At 63.1% G+C, this 19,007-nt stretch carries 18 protein-coding genes; 11 read left to right on the forward strand and 7 right to left on the reverse strand.

The features are described 5' to 3' along the window. Positions 1-159: 159 nt before the first annotated feature. Complete coding sequence (menC, locus tag FJ319_02345; GenBank protein MBM3933135.1) at positions 160-1,269, forward strand: o-succinylbenzoate synthase; 1,110 nt, start codon at positions 160-162, stop codon at positions 1,267-1,269. Here the strand turns inward: menC and FJ319_02350 are convergent. Both FJ319_02350 and FJ319_02355 read right to left on the reverse strand, forming a co-directional pair. Then, complete coding sequence (locus tag FJ319_02350; protein ID MBM3933136.1) at positions 1,266-1,682, reverse strand: exo-alpha-sialidase; 417 nt, start codon at positions 1,680-1,682, stop codon at positions 1,266-1,268. The genes menC and FJ319_02350 overlap by 4 nt on opposite strands. Beyond that, positions 1,683-2,300 (reverse strand): exo-alpha-sialidase, encoded by a 618-nt coding sequence (locus FJ319_02355; protein MBM3933137.1) that lies wholly within the window; start codon positions 2,298-2,300, stop codon positions 1,683-1,685. It lies immediately after the preceding gene. A gap of 113 nt (positions 2,301-2,413) precedes the next feature. On the opposite strand from FJ319_02355, the gene FJ319_02360 reads away from it, so the two are divergent. From FJ319_02360 to FJ319_02375, 4 genes are all read left to right on the forward strand, one after another. Next, complete coding sequence (locus FJ319_02360; GenBank protein ID MBM3933138.1) at positions 2,414-3,520, forward strand: serine hydrolase; 1,107 nt, start codon at positions 2,414-2,416, stop codon at positions 3,518-3,520. Positions 3,521-3,538: 18 nt separating this feature from the next. Continuing rightward, positions 3,539-4,564, forward strand: coding sequence for a hypothetical protein (locus FJ319_02365; GenBank protein MBM3933139.1), 1,026 nt, complete (start codon positions 3,539-3,541; stop codon positions 4,562-4,564). 174 nt (positions 4,565-4,738) lie between these two features. After that, positions 4,739-7,297 carry a hypothetical protein gene (locus FJ319_02370; protein MBM3933140.1) on the forward strand — a complete coding sequence of 853 codons (2,559 nt, stop codon included), beginning with the start codon at positions 4,739-4,741 and terminating at the stop codon, positions 7,295-7,297. 198 nt (positions 7,298-7,495) lie between these two features. After that, a complete protein-coding gene (locus FJ319_02375) occupies positions 7,496-7,999 on the forward strand; it encodes a hypothetical protein (GenBank protein MBM3933141.1) in 504 nt (167 codons plus the stop codon). 421 nt (positions 8,000-8,420) lie between these two features. Here FJ319_02375 and FJ319_02380 read toward each other — a convergent pair whose 3' ends face one another. The 3 genes from FJ319_02380 to FJ319_02390 all read right to left on the reverse strand — a co-directional run bounded on the left by FJ319_02380 (position 8,421) and on the right by FJ319_02390 (position 11,131). Further along, positions 8,421-9,569 carry a biotin-dependent carboxyltransferase family protein gene (locus FJ319_02380; GenBank protein ID MBM3933142.1) on the reverse strand — a complete coding sequence of 383 codons (1,149 nt, stop codon included), beginning with the start codon at positions 9,567-9,569 and terminating at the stop codon, positions 8,421-8,423. After that, complete coding sequence (gene pxpB / locus FJ319_02385; protein ID MBM3933143.1) at positions 9,566-10,297, reverse strand: 5-oxoprolinase subunit PxpB; 732 nt, start codon at positions 10,295-10,297, stop codon at positions 9,566-9,568. Before pxpB ends, FJ319_02380 begins: the two co-directional genes overlap by 4 nt. 63 nt (positions 10,298-10,360) lie before the next feature. Then, on the reverse strand, positions 10,361-11,131 hold the full coding sequence (locus tag FJ319_02390) for a LamB/YcsF family protein (protein ID MBM3933144.1): 771 nt from the start codon (positions 11,129-11,131) through the stop codon (positions 10,361-10,363). 147 nt (positions 11,132-11,278) lie between these two features. Here FJ319_02390 and FJ319_02395 point away from each other — a divergent pair, with 147 nt between their 5' ends. Genes FJ319_02395 through FJ319_02405 form a run of 3 tightly spaced genes read left to right on the forward strand, consistent with a single transcriptional unit; the run spans position 11,279 to position 12,312 of the window. Further along, the gene (locus FJ319_02395; GenBank protein ID MBM3933145.1) at positions 11,279-11,737 is read left to right on the forward strand and encodes an acetyl-CoA carboxylase biotin carboxyl carrier protein subunit; all 459 of its coding nucleotides are present in this window, start codon (positions 11,279-11,281) and stop codon (positions 11,735-11,737) included. Between the two features lie 58 nt (positions 11,738-11,795). Continuing rightward, on the forward strand, positions 11,796-12,050 hold the full coding sequence (locus FJ319_02400) for a hypothetical protein (GenBank protein ID MBM3933146.1): 255 nt from the start codon (positions 11,796-11,798) through the stop codon (positions 12,048-12,050). Beyond that, on the forward strand, positions 11,932-12,312 hold the full coding sequence (locus FJ319_02405) for a hypothetical protein (GenBank protein MBM3933147.1): 381 nt from the start codon (positions 11,932-11,934) through the stop codon (positions 12,310-12,312). Before FJ319_02400 ends, FJ319_02405 begins: the two co-directional genes overlap by 119 nt. Here the strand turns inward: FJ319_02405 and FJ319_02410 are convergent. Next, complete coding sequence (locus FJ319_02410) at positions 12,309-13,175, reverse strand: metalloenzyme superfamily (GenBank protein MBM3933148.1); 867 nt, start codon at positions 13,173-13,175, stop codon at positions 12,309-12,311. The genes FJ319_02405 and FJ319_02410 overlap by 4 nt on opposite strands. A 112-nt stretch (positions 13,176-13,287) precedes the next feature. On the opposite strand from FJ319_02410, the gene FJ319_02415 reads away from it, so the two are divergent. The 3 genes from FJ319_02415 to FJ319_02425 all read left to right on the forward strand — a co-directional run bounded on the left by FJ319_02415 (position 13,288) and on the right by FJ319_02425 (position 18,002). Continuing rightward, positions 13,288-15,222: a S9 family peptidase gene (locus tag FJ319_02415; protein MBM3933149.1), complete on the forward strand. Its 1,935-nt coding sequence runs from the start codon at positions 13,288-13,290 to the stop codon at positions 15,220-15,222. Further along, the gene (gene tal / locus FJ319_02420; GenBank protein MBM3933150.1) at positions 15,219-16,325 is read left to right on the forward strand and encodes a transaldolase; all 1,107 of its coding nucleotides are present in this window, start codon (positions 15,219-15,221) and stop codon (positions 16,323-16,325) included. The genes FJ319_02415 and tal overlap by 4 nt, the downstream gene beginning before the upstream one ends. A 111-nt stretch (positions 16,326-16,436) precedes the next feature. Beyond that, complete coding sequence (locus tag FJ319_02425; protein ID MBM3933151.1) at positions 16,437-18,002, forward strand: glucose-6-phosphate isomerase; 1,566 nt, start codon at positions 16,437-16,439, stop codon at positions 18,000-18,002. Between the two features lie 160 nt (positions 18,003-18,162). Here FJ319_02425 and FJ319_02430 read toward each other — a convergent pair whose 3' ends face one another. Continuing rightward, on the reverse strand, positions 18,163-18,732 hold the full coding sequence (locus FJ319_02430; protein MBM3933152.1) for an NAD(P)H-dependent oxidoreductase: 570 nt from the start codon (positions 18,730-18,732) through the stop codon (positions 18,163-18,165). Between the last annotated feature and the right edge of the window lie 275 nt (positions 18,733-19,007).

Raw genomic sequence — 19,007 nt, forward strand, 5'->3', positions numbered from 1 at the left:
CTGCCGGTCAATTTACTTTATGGACGCTTAATAATTAAGACTATCGTGTTAGCACCAAGATATCAAATGCCAGCACCCTGGTGGCGGCACGTAGCGGGCGCCGCGCGTGGCCACAGTGTATTATAATTGCTGGCGCCATTCCAGCGTCGGAGCGGCGGTATGATGCGCATCGAGCAGTTGGACCTGTACCTCGTTGAAATGCCTCTCATTTCTCCCTGGCGCACGGCGTACGGCGAGGATGCTTCTTCGTTTTCCATCCTGGTGAGGGCGATTGGCGAGGGACGGGAAGGGTGGTCGGAGTCCGCCCCTCTGGGCGCGCCAACCTACCTCCCGGAGAGCGCCGGAGCAGCCTTCTACCACGCGTCCGAGATATTCGCCTCACATGTCGTCGGTCGGGATTACGCGACGGCCAGGGACCTCAACTCAAGGCTCGCCGTCTTCAAGGGAAACGGCTTCGCGAAGGCGGCCGTCGAAATGTCGTGGTGGACGCTCGAATGCGCGCTGAGGGGCGTCCCGTTGCATACGCTCCTGGGCGGACCGCTGCGAGAAGTGCCGGTTGGCGCGGCGTTCGGGATCGAGGACTCCATCGACGCGCTGCTTCGGAAGATCGGAGATGCCCGGGCGGCGGGCCACCCGTGTGTGAAGCTGAAGGTAGCGCACGGCTGGGACCTGGAGATTGTACGCGCGGCCACATCCACGTTCCCAGGGATGCAGTTCCACATAGACTGCAACGCGGGGTACACGCTGGACGACCTGCCGTTCTTCAAGGCCATCGACGGCCTTGGGCTGGCGTTCATTGAGCAGCCGCTCCATTACGCCGATGTCATCGACCACGCCGAGCTGGCGCGGCAGATACGGACGCCGGTGTGCCTGGACGAGTCGATAGTGAGCGTGAAGTCCGCCGAACAGGCGATCAAGGTTGGGGCGTGCAGCGTCATCAACATCAAGCCCGCCCGCGTCGGCGGCCTCGCGAGCGCGGTCGCGATCCACGACATGGCGCGCAACGCCGGCATCGCCTGCTGGGTCGGCGCGATGTTCGAGGGCGGGATCGGCACTGCCATCGGCGTGGAGCTCGCCACGCTGCCCGGCTTCACCCACGCGGCGGACCTCACCCCGCCGAGCGTCTTCCTGGCCGCGGACGTGGCGGACCGGCCCGTAGAGCTCACCCCGCGCATGACCTTCCTGCCCACTCGGGGCGCTCTGCCCGCGCCGGACCCCGCCGCGCTGGCCCGCCTTACCCGCGCAAGCAAGACTGTGCGACCTCCCTAGAGCGAGTCCTCGCCCCCGGTCAGCCACTCCAGATTGAACTGCGCGAGACGGATCGCCTCGCGGCGGTGGTAGTTGCCGCGCTCGTACAGGCACGCTATTGTGCCGTCCGGGGCTATCGCGAGGTCGGAGTAAGAGGAAGGGCCGGCGTGCAGCACCCGCGAGACGGGCCAGGAGCGGCATTCGTCGTAACTCAGGCGGACGGTCATAGTGTTTCGCTCAACGGACGCTGGGTTGGCGAACAGCACTCGGCTCTTGCCGTGCCCGGCCGCAGTTGTGTAGCGCAATACGCTGGCCTGGCACACCGGGTCCGGGAGCGGCTCCACTTCCGCTGCCTTTGACCACGTCAACCCGCCGTCCGCGCTCCAGGCCTCCACACGTCGCCTGGCGTCCTTCCGTGAGGGGCGCATCGACATTTAGGTTCGGCCATCCTCGCTCTCCACAGCCATGCACTCGTCCGTCCACGGCGCTATGTCTGCGCCCGCCTTCCACGTCGCCCCGTGGTCGTCGGTGTACACGACGTGGCTGCGGAATAACGGCCAGCCCTGGCGAGTCCCCTGGCGGTGGTCGCTGGGGACGATCAGCCGCCCGGACCGGGCCTGGATGCCGTGTCCCGGTCCTGTGCCGTACCACGTCCAGCCCGCTGGCTTGACATCGCCGGTTATCTCGCGCGGCGCGGCCCAGGAAACGCCGTCATCGTCGGAGTGCATAACGAAAACCCTGTCGTTGTCCCAGCAGTACACCAGCCAGACCCGGCCGGTGTCCCGGTCCACAATCGGGCAGGGGTTGCCGATGGTGTGCTCTCCGTCCGAGTGGACGACGCTCATCGCTCCCCAGGACGCCCCTCCGTCCATGCTTCGCCGGAGGACGATGTGGATCTCGCCCCAGTCCGAGTGGTCGTACTTCCTTCCCTCGCAGAAGGCAAGCATCGTCCCGCGCGGCGTCGTCACCAGCGCCGGGATCCTGTAGGTGTGGTACCCATCCAGGCCCTGGGCGAATATCTCCGTCTCACGGAACCACGGCCGGTTACTCATGGCTTTACCTCGTGGGCGCCATTCTAACAGCAGCCTGACGGAGCAACAATCGGAGCAAAATGACCGCCTGAAGGTGATAAACTGCGAGGACGATTCTTATTTGAGAGGCGGATATGGGCACGTCTACTCTTCCCTCATGGGTCACATGGCCGGGCGACGACTGGCAGCAGATCACTCCTGAGGAGGCCGGGCTGGACCCGGCGCGATTCAAGGCGTTCCTGGACGGACTGGACGTGCGACCCGGGTCATTCGGCGGGGAGGACCATAGCGGGAACAGATACGGCGCGGTTATTACGCGCGGCGGCTACCTGGTCCACTCCTGGGGCGACAGGCACTACCGCTACCAGACCGCCTCCGTCGGCAAGGCGCTGTCCTGGCCCCTCATAGGCTTCGCAGTGGAGGACGGCCTCCTGGACGCGGACCAGCCGATCAACCGCTACTGGACGGGCGATGGCGAGCTCTCGCACCCTCACAAGCACCTTGACAAGGGCTTCCACAAGAACCTGACCTGGCGCCACATCATCGGCCACAAGCACGGCGCCGTTCACCATGGCGGCTTCCCGATGGAGGTGGGCAATCGCTGGCGGGAGAAGCGCACCGGCCTGGAGGAGCCCAATGTCGTCGACGGCGTTGTCGAATGGGCCAGGTGGACCGGCGACCCGTTTTATGACCTGTATTCCCACGCGGAGCCGGGCACTCTGGGCGTCTACAGCAGCGCCGGCTTCTGGCGGCTGGGACAGGCGCTCACGCACGTCTGGGACCGCGACCTCAAGGACGTGATCGACGAGCGGCTCTTCAGCAAGATCGGCATCCCGGCGGACCGCTGGGACTGGCTCACCGGCGAGTACGTGCACAAGCAAAAGTACCTGTACCCGAAGCTGCCGGACACCTACACGTACCTGGACCCGCCGTACCGGGTGAAGGGCCACGTCGTCCGCAGCGGACCCGGCTGGGTGGTCATCAGCGCGTCGGACTGGGCCAGGGTAGGGCACCTCATCGCCTGCGGCGGCGTATGGAACGGCAAGCAGATCATCGACCCGCAGTGGCTTCGCACGCACAGCGGCGGCAACAAGTGCGGCATGTACGGCGAGGGCGACCACTTCACAGCAATGGGCGTGGTGACGACCGCCGGGCTTGAGTACCCGTACAAGTCTGTCGGCAAATCGTTCATCCCTGAAGAGGTCTTCACCGGCCCCGTCCGCGTGAAAGCCCGGCGCTAGTTATTAAGGAGTCCCCCAATGCAGTCCGCGATGTTCATGTATACCTGGGACCTGCGAGACGAGGGTATCGACGCCGTCCTCGGCCGCGTTCGCGGCTGGGGCGTGGACGCCATCAGCCTCGCGGCCTCATACCACGGCGGGTACGTCGTCCACCCTCACAACCCGCGCCACAAGGTGTACATGATCGAGGACGGCACAGTCTATTTCCACCCGCAGCAGCGGTATTTCGCCGACACGCCACTCAAGCCCAAGGTGGCGGAGGTCGCTCGCGACGTCGACTGGTTCGCGGCGGCCGGCCAGCGGCTGGACCGTTACGGCATGAAGCTGATCGCCTGGACGGTCTGCTTCCACAACACGCGCCTGGGATTGCTGCACCCCAATGCGACGGTGCAGAATGTCCTGGGCGACTCCTACCCCCACGCACTCTGTCCCTCGAACGAGAGCGCCCGGCTGTACGCCCGCGGCCTTTGCCGCAACCTGGCGACGGAGTATCCGATCCACGCGATCCAGATAGAGGCCACGTCCTTCGGCGGCGCATTCCATGACCATCACCACCAGGGCTACGCGACGGTTATGGAGCCGGTGGAGTCGTGGCTGATGTCGCTCTGCTTCTGCGAAGCCTGCCGCAAGCAGGCCTACGTGCGCGGAGTGGATATCGAGTCCGCGGCAGAGGCGGCGCGCGCGCACCTGACGACGTTTTTCAGCACGGCTCCCGTGCGCCAGGCCGGCCTTGCGAATACGAAGCAGGAGTTGCTGGAGCGCGTGCCTGCGTTCACCGCGGTCGAGGCGATGCGGCGGGAGGTGGAGATCAGCCTGTACCAGCAGATCAGCGCCCCGTTTCGCGGTGGATTTCGATCTGCCAACCGGCAATTCATAGAACCGCTCCCGATCCGCCGGATAGACCCCGCCGCAGGTCCGGAAGTCCAGCTACGTGATGCAATCGTCGCCAAAGTCCGTCGCATGCTAGAGCTCAAGGAACGGCTTGGCCCTCTTCGCCACCTCCTTACGAGCGAGCGGGACGACCTGCAGCGCAGCATTGAATAGGTGGACTTTGAGATAGACAACCTTATCTACGAGCTTTACGGTCTGACGGCAGAAGAGCGAAAACTGGTTGCAAGCGCGACTACAGAATAGGCATCTACCTAATAAACGGCGGACCAACCCTGTATCTCCGGCACGGCCTAAAGGTTCGGCCCTATTTCACGGCGCGAGGCCCTCATGTCCGACTACCAGCCGCTCGATATCTCGGCCCTCTGCAGCTCAAACATGTCGGCAATCGGTGAAACGGGCGCCGACGGCCTCGGAAACCAGACGATGCTCGGGCTGCCGTTCCTTGTCGGTGCGCCTGCGGCAAAGGACGGCGATAACTGTTTCATCGACCTTCGGGGAGACAGCGCGCCTGTCACAGTCCCCATCCGTAGCCGGGCGCGCAACGTGGTCATCGCCCACAGGCTGCTGGAGACCTCTGTCCCTCAGGGCGGCCTGATCGGCAACCACGTCGCGGACTACGTGTTCAGGCTCGCGGACGGCTCCATTGAGACGGTGAAGGTCCGCGAGAGGTTCCAGATTTCCGCCATCAACCCGCCTTACCACCGGCCTACCTACACGGGGGCGCCGTACCTGCCGTTCGACGCCGTGCGGGATACTCACGATGCCCTGATGCCGCGGTACGAGGGCAGGTGGGACGACATGGGCAATCGCCAGTCCGAAGGCCTGCAAGGGTTCTCGAAGCGCTACTTCCTCTGGCACTGGCGCAACCCGAAGCCGGATGTCGAAATCGAGTCGTTCACCATCGTGCCCGTGCGGCAGCGCTTCATCATCGCCGCCGTAACGCTCGGCCACGCGGACGAGGACCCGTTCGTGCTCGACGCCCGCCGGGCGGCGAAGATCGTCCTCAAGGACCCGGAGCGGGCGGCGAAGCCCTTCTCAGTCGATGTGAGCGTGGACCGCGGCGTCGCCTCGTACGCCTTTCCCCTTCCTCTCAGCACGCCGGATGAATTCCTGGCGGACGCCCTCAAGGGCTGGGGCGAGAAGGACAACGAGACATCCAGCCCGTCTTACGTGGAGGTCTCCGCGACGCCGTCCGCGACCGTCACCGTGAAACAGGGCGACGAGGTCGTAGGGACGGTCAAATGGGGGGACGTTGTAGAGCAGGGCATCGTGGACACCCCGCAGGTGGCGGTCCAGCTAATCGACCCCGGCAAGAACTGGGTGCACGTTACCGTGGTTGACGATGAGACGGGCCGACCCATCCCGTGCCGCGTCCACTTCCGCTCCCCGGAAGGCGTTCCCTTCCAGCCGCACGGCCACCACAACCAGGTGAACTCCAACCTGAACACGTTCCACAACGATATCGGCGGCGACGCCCGCCTCGGCCACATAACGTACGCCTATATCGACGGGAAGTGCCAGGGGTGGCTCCCACGCGGCGACGCGATAGTGGACATCGCCCGCGGCTACGAGTACGAGCCGCTGAGGACAAAGGTGCACATCAGTCCCGGCCAGCGCGAGCTGACGTTGCGCCTGAAGCGCTGGACGAACATGAACCGCAAGGGCTGGTACAGCGGCGACTCCCACGTCCACTTCGTTTCGGCCAGCGGCGCGCACCTGGAGTCCGCCGCCGAGGACCTGAACGTCGTTAACCTTCTCCAGTCGCAGTGGGGATCCCTGTTCACCAATACGGAGGACTTCACCGGCGGGCCCAGCGTCTCCAAGGACGGCCGCCACATAATCTACGTCGGCCAGGAGAACCGGCAGCACCTGATGGCCCACATGAACCTTTGGGGCCTGAAGAAGCCCATCATGCCGTGGTGTTCGGACGGCCTGGGGGAGGCGGAAATAGGTGGACCGCTCGAGACCGTGGCGGCCTGCTGGGCGGACGAGGCCCATGCCCAGGGTGGCTGGGTGGTGCAGCCGCACTTCCCGACGCCGAACGGGGAGTCCGCCGCGCTCATCGCAACCGGCAGGCTGGACGGTATCGAAATGGTCCGACAGACCTGGTTCAACCACAACGAGTGGTACCGCTATCTCAACGGCGGTTACCGGCTGCCGCTCGTTGGGGGGACGGACAAAATGTCCTCGGACGTCCCTGTTGGGCTTTACCGCACCTACGCGAAGCTGCCCCCGGACGAGCAGTTCACCTATGAAGGCTGGTGCAAGAGCGTCGCCGCCGGACGCACGTTCCTGAGCAGCGGCCCCATGATCGGCCTGGCGGTCGAGGGGCAGGGCATCGGTGAGACCGTCCGCATCAGCGGCCCCGGCAAGGTCTTCGTGGAGGCATGGGCGGAGAGCATCTTCCCCTTGCACACCCTCCAGATCGTCAACGCGGGCAGGGTGGTGGCAGAGGCCAGTTCAAAGAACGGCGCCCGCCGTCTGGAGCTGCGACAGGAGATAGCGGTTGAGAAAAACACCTGGCTCGCAGCGCGGGCGGGTGGGCCGGATTACTTCGGAACAATCTCTACCGCTTTACTCTCTCCCTCTACCCCTTCACTCACTCATCTCGACTTTTTTACGCGACGGATCTTCGCCCACACGTCTCCGGTCTACGTCGCCTGCGGGGGCGACTGGTGGATGTTCGACCGCAACACCGCCCGTTATATGCTAACCATGATCGAAGGCGACATTGAGTACATCCGCAACCGGTCGGTGCAGCACCGCCATGGGAGCATCACCCATCATCACGGCGAGCCGGACCACATGGCGTACCTCCAGCGGCCCTTCCATGAGGCCAGGCAGGCTATCCTGGACCGGATGCACCGCCTCGGGGTAACGCTGTAGCAGTACCGCGCATGCCTCTTTCGGCTTAGCAAGTCCCTCCTAGACCGTTTGGCCGCCCAAAATCGTCCGAACCGGCACATCTCCGTAATGCGCCGCCGTTTCAATAATGGGGTATCGTCCAGCGCTCCTCCGCCCTTTAGGCTAACCGGGAATTGTAATTCGGGTATCCGTAACGCCAATTCGGCATGGAGGTGAAGTATGGCTATGGGTTATCCGCCGAGAAAGCGGCGTGAAAGGCATGAATACGAGGAGACCGAGACGGTCGTCCGCGACGATGTAGACACCGAAGCCAGGACCGTTGTTACGGAGCGCACGGTACCGGCGAGTGAAGTGGACCACGAGAGGGCATATGAGAGGGCGCCCTGGAGCCCGGCCAAGCTGGTGGCGCTGGCGATAGGCATCGGCCTGACGGTATTTGGACTCCTGTCATTCATTGGCTCGGGGTTCCAGAGCTTCACAGACCACATAACGGTGGCCGGAATTCATCACACGCCGATGATGGGCGCCATTGAGTTCGTTTTCGGACTTCTGATGATAATGGCAGGCGCAATGCCTGGCGCGAGCCGGGGGCTGATGACCATGTTCGGAGCGGTATCTTTGGCATGGGGTATGGTGGTCATGGTAAGGGGCGATGCGTTCCACGAGTCTCTCGGCATGCACCCCGAGTACGGCTGGGCGTACTTCCTTCTCGGAGGCGTCTAGCTCATTGCCGCCATTGCCGCGCCTATTATCTGGGGCCGCGACCGCGTCGTGAGGCGCTACTAGTGTCAGGAACGGTGGTCCAATCTGCGTCCAGGTGGCGTTTTGGAATTACAGGAGGTAAGCAATGCTTGGCATCCTGATTTTCGCAGTGTTGATAGTCTTGCTTCTGGCCGCGTTGCCGACGTACTCGTACAGCCGGGACTAGGGCTACTTCCCCAGCGGCATCTTCGCGGCCGTTCTGATTATCTTCGTCATTCTGCTCGTCGCCGGAGTTGTCGACATCGACTTCGGCAGGAGCGTCCCGGCCAGCCCCAGCGGCACGCTTAGATAGCCGCACTGGCCCGTCGGTGGACCATTGAGAACGAATAGAGGCATCCACAACCGGATGCCTCTATTCGTTCCAAACCTCAATTTCAGACCGCTACGGCCCGCCTGCCTCTTCCTCCCTGTGCACCTCAACTTCGAACTCGTAAGACTGGCCCTGCACCTTCGCCGTGACACGCCTGCTCCGGGATGTCGTGGTCGAGCCGTTCAGGCTCACGTGGCCTACGGCGTCTCCGCCCTCATCGACCACCTCATAAACATCTCTGCCAATCGTCACTTTCAGCCTTGGGGGGACCACCATCCGCCGCAGCGCCGCGAAGATGGACTCCCGCTCCCTGTAGATCTGGTGAGCGGCCTCGACCGTAATCGTCTTGAATGAGACGGTCTGGCCGGGCAACGCCTGCGCTACCTTGCTCAGGTCCGTGCTGATTACCGTGGCGATCTTCGTGTAACCGCCCGTGGTGCCCCTGTCCGCAAGGAGGATCATCGGCCTGCCGTCGCCCGGCGCCTGTATAGCGCCCGGCGCGTTGCCGTCGGAGACGATATCCGCCCCCTTGACGTGCGAGAGCTTGTGCCCGTCCAGCCGGTATCCCATCCTGTCGGAGTCGAGCCCTATCGAGAAGCGGGCCGAAAGCAGTGTGGAGAGCGACTCCGCAGTGAACCTGTCGTCCTGGGGTCCTGCCACGACGCGGAGCTCGTGGTGTCCGCCGTAGGCCGGGGCTATGTAGCCGGGAGGCAGCGCGATGGGCTCGAAGGCGGAGCCGTGTGGGGACGGCAGTGTGGACAGCACGTCCCCGGGCTTGAGCGGCCTGCCTTCGTGTCCGCCTATCCCCGCCTTGACGTACGTGGAGCGGCTGCCCATAACGACGGGGACATCTATGCCGCCCGCAATCGCCAGGTATGCCCTCGTCCCATCCTGCACGGCGCCGAAGGAGAGGACGCTGTCGCGCGCGACAGCGACCGTCTTCCACATTGGAGCTGGCTCATCGTTGATCTGGGGAGAAAGGTCGCCGCCGGTCAACGCAATCATCGTGTCCTGCAGGAACCGCACGCGGGGACCCAGGACGGTAATTTCGAGGGCGGCGGCGTTCTGGTCATTGCCGGCAAGTACGTTTGCGACTCGCAGCGCGAACTCGTCCATTGCGCCGGAAACGGGCACGCCGAACCGCTGGTAGCCTATGCGGCCGCGGTCCTGCACCGTCGTCAGCATTCCGGACTCTATTACTTGTATCGCCGGGTTGCTCATTGCTCTGACACCACGCTAGACACCTGGAACTCGCCCTTCTTCACAGTCTCATGGAGGCTGTCGTACTCAACCTGCGTTATCGGCGTGAACCGCACAATGTCGCCCGCGCTTATGAGCGAAGGCGGCGCCCTCCTGGGATCGAACAGCCTCAACGGCGTGCGGCCGATCAGGCGCCACCCGCCGGGGCTCTCCTGTGGATATACGCCCGTCTGCGACTCCGCGATGCCCACGGAGCCTGCAGGTATCTTCGTGCGGGGCGTCTTGAGGCGGGGTGTCACCAGCTTCTTCGAAAGGCCGCCCAGGTACGGGAAACCCGGGGTGAACCCCATCATGTACACCAGGTAGTCGGTCTCCGAGTGTATTTTGATTACCTCTTCGGGAGTTACGCCGGCGTTCTCGGCAACGAACTGCATGTCCGGGCCGTGATCGCCGCCGTAGAGCGTCGGGACCTTAACGATTCGGGGCTTGATCGTATGGCCCTCGTCAATCGTCTTTTCCAGCTCGAGGACTATCCCTTTCAGGTCCTTCAGACCGACCCGAAGAGGATCGTACTGCACCAGCAGAGAGCGGTAGGTAGGCACTATGTCGACGATGCCGGGAATCTCCCGGCTGTCGAGCGCCTTCACGAGGGTGTGGACCTTCCGGTTGCACTCGGGGCTGATCGAATCGCCAAGCTCTACTACAAAGGCCGTGTCACCGGCGTTGAGGAACCGAGGAGAATCGTACATTACTGAGTGTCTGGACACCCCTTGAAGGGAGAGATTTAGCGGTTGCCGAGGGCAACCCACCTATTATACGAGCTTGCCCACCGGCACGATAGATACCCCTGCCGCCTGCAGCTCCTTCTTGACTTTCGCAGCCATCTCCACAGCGCCGGGCGTGTCCCCGTGTATGCAGATGCTGTCTGCCTCAACCTCGATGACGTCGCCGGTAATCGCCACAGCCTTGCCCTCCGTGACCATCCTCAGGCTCCGCTCGGCCACCTCGTCTATGTCGTGCAGGACGGATCCGGGCTTTGTCCTGGAGACGAGCGTGCCGTCCGGGTTCAGCGCCCGGTCTGCGAAGATCTCCCGCGCCACGCGCAGCCCCATGCTCTTCGCGACCTTCACCCACTTCGAGCCGGCAAGCGCTACCAGCACCAGGTCCGGGTCCACTTCCTGTATCGCCTCGCAGATGGCGCGGGCCAGCGGCTCGTCGTTCACTGCCTGGTTGTACATAGCCCCGTGAGGCTTGACGTGCTGCAGCTTCTTCGCCTTCGTGAAGGCCTGCAGCGCGCCTATCTGGTAAACAATGTCGTTCTTGACCTCCTCGGGGGAGGCGGTCATATCCCTGCGCCCGAAGCCCACAAGGTCCGGGAAGCTGGTGTGCGCCCCAATCGAGACTCCGATCTCCTCCGCCAGCTTGACGGTCGTCCGCATCCACATCGGGTCGCCCGCGTGGAAGCCGCATGCGATGTTCGCCGAGCTTATGTGCTTGATGACCTCTTCATCGAGGCCCATCTTGTACATACCAAAACTTTCGCCCATATCGCAATTAATGTCGATCCTGTTCGCCTTAGCCATGGGTCCCTTGCCTTGACGTCAATTCGTGGGTGACATTATATCAGGGGCTCACTGCCCACTGCCCACTGCGGCTGTTATAATGTCCGTCTAGCCGGAAGGGTGGCGATAAGACTGGCCGCAAGGCCGTTTCAGAGGCAAGCCGAAGGAATGGAAAAAAAGCTCAAGGTTAAAGTCAAAGACCGCTGGTACACGGTCGAGGTCGAAGACCTCCACACCTCTCCCGTCCGCGCCTTCGTGGACGGCGAGCTGGTTGAGGTCAGCCTGGACGACAGCGGCAATCCTACCGCCCTTGCCCCTGTCGCGCCGCGCGCGGAGTCGCGGCCCGTGACGCCCACTCCCGTTTCATCCGACGGCGCGCGCCAGCCGGCCCGGAGCGCAGCGCCTGCAGGCGGCGGCAAGTCCTTCCGCTCACCCATGCCCGGCGTCATAGTCTCTGTTGCTGTCAAGGTCGGCGACCAGGTGGTCACCGGCGACGAGGTCTGCATCCTTGAGGCGATGAAGATGCAGCAGGTGCTGCGCGCCGACTGGTCAGGCGTCGTCAAGACGGTGCACGTAACGGCAGGCAAGCAGGTCATGGACGGCGACGCGATAGTTGACCTGGAGTAAAATACGGTCAGGGACATCCGTTCATCGTGGAGAAGCGCATGTTGTGGAGGCGCAGTAGATGGTGACAAAGGAACAGCTTCATCGCCTTATTGACGAGCTGCCTGACAGCGAGCTCCTGTCCGCTGCGCGGTACCTCAAGTCCCTTCGTGACCAGGGCGACCCGTTCCTCAGGGCGCTGCTGAACGCGCCGATCGATGACGAGCCGGAGACGGAGGAGGAGCGAGAGGGCGTCGCGGAGGCCTGGCAGGAGTATCTTGACGGCAAGGCCCGGCCCCTCGAGGAGGTCATCGACGAGCTCAGGAAAGATAACTGATGCACGGTGGCGTGTTGTGGTGTCTCCGCGGGCAAAGCGGGACCTCAGGCGTCTGGAGCCTCGCTTGAGGGAGCGAGTTACAGACCGGTTGGCTGCATTAACCTACTTCCCATCTCTTGGTGATCTCAAAAAGCTCAATGATGCGCCTAACGAATGGCGCCTTCGAGTCGGCGATATAAGGGTCCGGTTCTCACCGGACCACGAAGCTCGCGTTATTGCTGTTCTTAGTGTCCTCCCCCGCGATAAGGCTTACCGCGACTAGCGCGTGCCCTGCAGCCCCACCGGCCTGCCGTCCCAGCCCCACTCCGGCCGCACCGCCACTCCCAGGTGACTGAGCACCGTCTGCGGCACGTCCACGCTGTTCGGCGCCGGCAGTATCTCGCCCTTCTTCGCCGCGTTCCCACTCACTATCACGAAGATCGTCCTCTGCTCCGGCACGTCGTCCCCGTGCCGCGCCTTCACCGCCCCCGGCGCCTTCTCCGTCTCGCCGCCGTGGTCGGTGGACACCAGCACCAGCCAGTTCTCTTTGCTGTAGCTCTTGCGCGACTTCAGCGCCTTGAGGATGGATGCGATCCTGGAGTCGATTACCGCCAGCATATCCAGGTAGGCCTGGTTGGGGCCGTAGCCGTTCTTGTGGCCGGCCCCGTCCGCATCGTCGAAGTGCAGGTAGAGCGCGTCGACATTATCAGTCGTCAGTACGCGCGAAACCGCCGTAACGACCTCATCGTCCGTTGGGTACGTCCCCACGATGTCTGCCCCGCGCACAAGGTGGGTATTTATCGGCGCCCAGTGGACAATCGAGGCTGTGCGCACGCCGGGCTTTGCCTCCTTCAGGCGCTGGAAGAAGTGGGGATAGCTTTCCGGCTTGAACCCTTCGAAGGAGTTGTTGACCACTCCATGCTTTTCCGGCCACGTCCCTGTGAGCATGCTCGTCCAGCACGGGCCGCTCTTCGTGAACCTGCACGCCTGCGCCTTGAAGCTGTACGCCCCGCGCGCCTTTAGCGAATCGATCGTCGGCGTCTTCGCGGCCAGCAAAGAGTCCGGCCTGCACCCGTCTATCCCGATTATCAGCGCCTTCTTGTCCAAGTGCCTCCCCCTCCTCGAATTTCGGCGCAAGTGTAGCAACGGCCTCGTTTGCCGTCAATCTGCGCATCCGATAGACTAGGGGTGAGAAGGAACGAGGGCCGGAGGGAGCATTTTGACCACGAGCGAGGCTGTCCAGCTTATTCCGAGGGAGGTGCTGTTCGGCAACCCGGACAGGGCGTCGCCACGAATAAGCCCGGATGGCCGGAAACTCTCTTTCCTGGCGCCTGTGGACGGCTTTCTCAATGTGTGGGTCGGCGACGCAACGGATGTCGCGACCGCGAGGCCAATCACCAGCGACCGGGCGCGCGGCATTCGGATATACTTCTGGGCGTTCGACAGCGAGCACATCCTGTACATGCAGGACCAGGGCGGCGACGAGGACTGGCACGTTTATTCGGTAGACATCGCCACTCAGGCAACCGTGGACCTCACGCCCATCAAGGGCGTCCACGCCCAGGTGCAAGAGCTTAGCCACCACTTTCCGGGGGAGATCGTCGTCGGCCTGAACGACCGAGACCCGCAGCTTCATGACCTTTACCGCGTGAACATAGCCACCGGACAGCGCGAGATAATCGCCAGGAACGAAGGCTTCGCCGGCTACGTGACGGACGACAGCCTCCAGGTGCGGTTCGCGTATCGCCTGACCTCCTCCGGCGGCAGCGAGCTTCTCAGGCCCACGCCATCCGGGGATTGGGAGCTCTTCATCCCGGTGCCCCCTGAGGACCTGCTGACGACCACGCCCTCCGGCTTCGACAAATCGCGCCGGACGCTCTACATGATCGACAGCCGCGACCGGGATACGTCCGCGCTCGTAACGATCGATTCGGAGTCCGGGGAGCGCACCGTCATCGCGGAAAACCCGCGCGCCGACGTCAGCGAGGTGCTGACCCACCCCACGGAAAAGACGGTTGAGGCCGTGGCATTCACATACGATCGCAAGCACTGGATGGTGCTCGACGACCGCGTCGGCGGCGACCTCCAGTACCTGAAGACCGTCGCGGGCGGCGAGATCGAGATCGTCAGCCGTACGCTGGACGACACCCAATGGATAGTGGCCTTCATGATGGACGATGGGCCGATGCGGTACTACCGCTGCGACCGCCGGTCCCGACAGGACTCTTTCCTGTTCTCCAACCGCAAGCGCCTGGAAGGCCTGCCCCTTTCGAAGATGCACGCCGCCGTAATCAAGACGCGCGACGGCCTGGACATGGTCTGTTATTACACCCTCCCGTACGGCAGCGATGCCCGCAGCCCGGGCACGCCGGACAGGCCGCTCCCGATGGTGCTGGACGTTCATGGCGGCCCTGGGCGCGCGGACGAGTGGGGCTATAATCCCATGCACCAGCTCATGGCCAACCGTGGCTATGCCGTCATGAGCGTTAACTTCCGCGGCTCAACAGGCCTGGGCAAGCGCTTCACCAACGCCGGCAACATGGAGTGGGCCGGCAAGATGCACGACGACCTCCTGGACGCAATGGAGTGGGCCGTGGGGCAGGGCATCGCAGACCGGAATCGAGTTGCGGTTTTCGGCGGCAGCTACGGCGGCTATGCGGCGCTGGTGGGCCTCACATTCACGCCGGACACCTTCGCCTGCGGGGTGGACATCGTTGGGCCATCGAGCCTGGTCACCCTGCTGGAGTCCATCCCCCCGTACTGGGCGCCCCAGATAGAGGTCTTCGCCACCCGCGTGGGCGACCACCGCAATGAAGAGGGCCGAAAATTCCTCAAAGAGCGCTCGCCACTTACGTACGTAGAGCGCATAAACCGCCCACTACTCATAGTCCAGGGGGCCAAAGATCCGAGGGTCAAGCAAACCGAGTCGGTCCAGATCGTACAGGCGTTGCGGGGCAAAGGAATCCCGGTTACCTACGTACTCTTCCCCGACGAAGGTCACGGATTCGCCCGCCCGGAAAACAACATGGCCTTCAACGCCGTCGCCGAAGCCTTCCTCGCCGCGCACCTGGGAGGGCGGTACGAAGCCGTTGGTGACGATTTCAAGGGATCGACGATACAGGTGCCGGCCGGAGCGGACCAGGTGCCGGGCCTCGAAAAAGCGCTGGACGCGCACGATAAGGAGACGAAATGAACAACCTTCAGAAGCTGAACGCCCTGGGACAATCGGCGTGGTACGACAACGTCCGGCGCGGGCTGATCAGGTCCGGCGAGCTTGCCGCGCTGTTGAAGCAGGGGGTGACCGGCCTTACTTCCAACCCAACGATCTTCGAAAAGGCGATGGCCCAGAGTGCTGACTACGACGACGAGATGGTGAAGCTTGCCCGCCAGGGCAAGTCCGCGGGGGAGATATACGAAGCGCTCGCGGTGGAGGACATCCAGGCAGTCGCCGACATGCTCCGTGGCGTCTACGATGCGACGAAGGGCGTGGACGGCTACGCCAGCCTGGAGGTCAGCCCGTTGCTTGCGAACGACACGGAAGGCACGGTGGCCGAGGCCCACCGGCTTTTCAGGGCCCTCAACCGGCCGAACGTGATGATAAAGGTGCCCGCAACGCCCGCAGGCGTGCCCGCAATTCGCCGGTTGATAGCGGACGGCCTGAACATCAATGTCACGCTCGTCTTTTCGCTGGAGGCCTACAGCCAGGTGCGCGAGGCGTACATCGCCGGACTGGAGGACCTGGCGAAGGCAGGGGGAAACGTTTCGAAGGCGGCCTCCGTGGCCTCCTTCTTCGTCAGCCGCGTAGACACTCTGGTGGATAATAGTCTAAAGGGTAAGCCGGAAGAGAAGTCGCTTGCCGGCAAAGCGGCCATCGCCAACGCGAAGCTGGCGTACGGCGACTTCCAGCGCGACTTCGGCGGCAAGCGCTTCCAGGCGCTGAAGGCCAAAGGCGCCCACGTTCAGAGGCCGCTGTGGGCCAGCACGAGCACAAAGAACCTGGCCTACAGAGACGTCATCTACGTCGACAACCTGATAGGCCGTGACACGGTCAACACCATGCCGGAGAATACGCTCAAGGCGTTCCTGGACCATGGTAAGCCGGAGGTAACGGTTGACAGGGATACCGCGGACGCCGAGAAGGTCTTTGCCGACCTTGAGCGGGCCGGCATAAGAATGACGCAGGTGACCGGCAAGCTCCTGTCCGACGGCGTCAAGGCGTTTGCCGATTCGTTCGATCAGCTTATGGCCAACATTGAGCAGAAGCGGACGAAGCTCCTGGCGCAGACCAGAAAATAGACCAGGAATTGTAAACCGCGCGATTCATCGCGCCTGTTCCGGCTGCCGGCACGGCGGGCAGGTGGCCCGGGTGTGATGAGGCGCGCGGGCTGTGGTTCCGGAGGCTTATCCATGCCCACCAGCCTGCGTATCAACGAAATCGTCGAGCGTATCTGGCGCAGGGATTACACCATCTGGAAGCCCTCTCCGGAGGAGATCTCTAACCGGCTGGGCTGGCTGGACGTGCCGGTCTCCATGCAGGACCACGTCGAAGACATTGCCGCGTTTGCGAACGAAGTCCGTTCGGAGGGTTACAGGCACGTCGTGTTGCTCGGGATGGGCGGCAGCAGCCTGGGTCCGGAGGTGCTCCGGCAGAGCTTCGGCAGGCCGCGCAACGGCTACCCGGATCTCATCGTCCTGGACTCCGTCGTTCCCGCCGCCGTCATCGCCGTTACCGACCTGATAGACCCGTCCAGGACGCTCTTCGTCGTTTCGTCCAAGTCCGGCGGCACCATCGAGCCTAATTCCCTGTACAGGCACTTCCGCGCCGTCGTAGAGAAGGCTGTGGGGATGGAGCGGGCAGGGCGCGGCTTCGTCGCTATCACGGACCCGGGGACACCTCTGGAGCGAATGGCACAGGAACACGGTTTCAGGCGCGCCTTTGTAAATCCGCCTGACGTTGGCGGAAGGTACTCCGTCCTGTCGTATTTCGGCCTTGTGCCAGCGGCCCTGATCGGCCTGGACGTGAACGAGCTCCTTGCCCGCGCGGTCGAAATGCGTGCGAGGTGCGAGGACGGACGGGACAACCCCGGCGCGGAGTTTGGGCAATACATGGGTGAAAACGCCCTTGCTGGCCGGGACAAGCTGACGCTCATCACCTCGCCCTCCGTTTCCAGCTTCGGCCTGTGGGTGGAGCAGCTGGTCGCCGAGAGCACCGGCAAGGAGGGGAAGGGCATCGTCCCGGTAGCGGGGGAATCGCGCCTGGACGCGCAGGAGTACGGCGAGGGGCGCTGCTTTGTGTATGTCTGGGTGGAAGGGGACGCGAACGTCGAGACGGACAAGCTGGCTTCCCGCCTGGCGGATGCCGGCAAGCCGTTGCTGAGGCTCGACTTGAAGGACGCTTACGATCTTGGCGCGGAGTTCTATCGCTGGGAGTTCGCAACCGCCACGGCCGGGGCGATGCTGGGCGTGAACCCGTTCGACCAGCCGGACGTGCAGCGCGCCAAGGAGATGGCCTCGGAAATGATCGCCGAGTTCCGGAAAACAGGCAGGCTGCCTGAGCCCGAAGGCGCAGGCTCCTTCGAGTCCCTGGTCAGGTCCGCCGGCGCAGGGGACTATTTCGCGGTCCTGGCGTTCATGCGCGAGACGCCTTACGTCGACACGGCATTCACTTCACTGCGCAAGGCGCTTTCCGCGAAGCTCGGCGTGGCCACTACTCTGGGGTACGGCCCACGGTACCTCCACTCAACGGGACAATTGCACAAGGGAGGGCCTGCCGGCGGCGTCTTCCTGCTCGTGACCGCTGAGCACCCGCGCGACCTCCCGGTACCAGGCGAGCAGTTCACATTCGCGACGCTCGCCGACGCGCAGGCGCTGGGCGACTACCTGACGCTCCGGGAGAAGGGACGGCGTGTTGCGAGGGTACACCTGACCTCTAACCTGCAGAGCGCGATCGCCCGTATGACGGACACGCTCTAAAGCTGGCGGAGCCGAGTTGTTGACAGTCCCTTCAGGCAACTTGGCCGCCGGGCGCCAGGTCAGTTGTCGCTTTCCAGGCTTCTTTCGACAGGGGAGATATTGCAGTGCCGCCCGCGATTCTTATCGGGCGGCGCTTGTTGTTAAAGAAGCGGGACAGTGCCTACTTGCGGTTGATCTTCTGTATCCACAGCGCGAACGCCTCCAGATGCGCGCGGACTGCCATCTTCGTGTCGTCGTTGTTGAGCGTCAGGTTGTCATCGAACTGGCGGCGGGCGAACGCGACCAGGACGCCAGGCTTGGACATGGAGTGCGAGCGCGTCTCGGCGAAGATATTTTCGAGGTGCATCTGCGCCCGCGCCGTGCCGCCGGAAGAGCCCGCGCCCATGAACGTGACCGGCTTGCCCACGAGAGGGCTGTCCTTGCCGCGGGATGCCCAGTCGATTGTGTTCTTGAGCACGCCGGAGGTGCTGTGGTTGTACTCAGGGGTGACCCACAGGACACCGTCCGCTGCACGGATTGCGTCCTTGAGCTCCCTGACAGGCGCAGGGTCTCCTGCTGCTTCAACATCGCCATCGTAAAGCGGAATGGTGTGGATGTCGAAGATTACGATCTCCATCGCGTCCGGGGCGAGGGCCTGCGCTTCGCGAAGCAGAGCCGAGTTGAACGACTTCTGCCTCAGGCTACCGGAGATACCAAGAACCTTGAGTTTGCCGGGGGAACTGGATGTCATTGATCACCTCTAGATTTTTTGCCGTATTGCACGCCGATAATATTACTGAAAACAGTCAAAGTGGATATTTCATGCACAAAGGCTGGTTTGATTTCAATTGGAATAATTGCACAGGCAAGGATATGCCCAATGTATTTGCCTTTGCCAGGTTTGTCAAGCAAGATGTTATTTGTTGTCTTTGCTCAGTGATATTGTCAGTAGGTAACTGCTCAGTGAATATGTCAGTCCATGAGAGGACTACATTTGACCGAGCGAGAAGCGAAGAGAGCACAGAT

This window comes from SAR202 cluster bacterium, assembly GCA_016872355.1.
Classification (GTDB): Bacteria; Chloroflexota; Dehalococcoidia; order Lucifugimonadales; family VGZY01; genus VGZY01.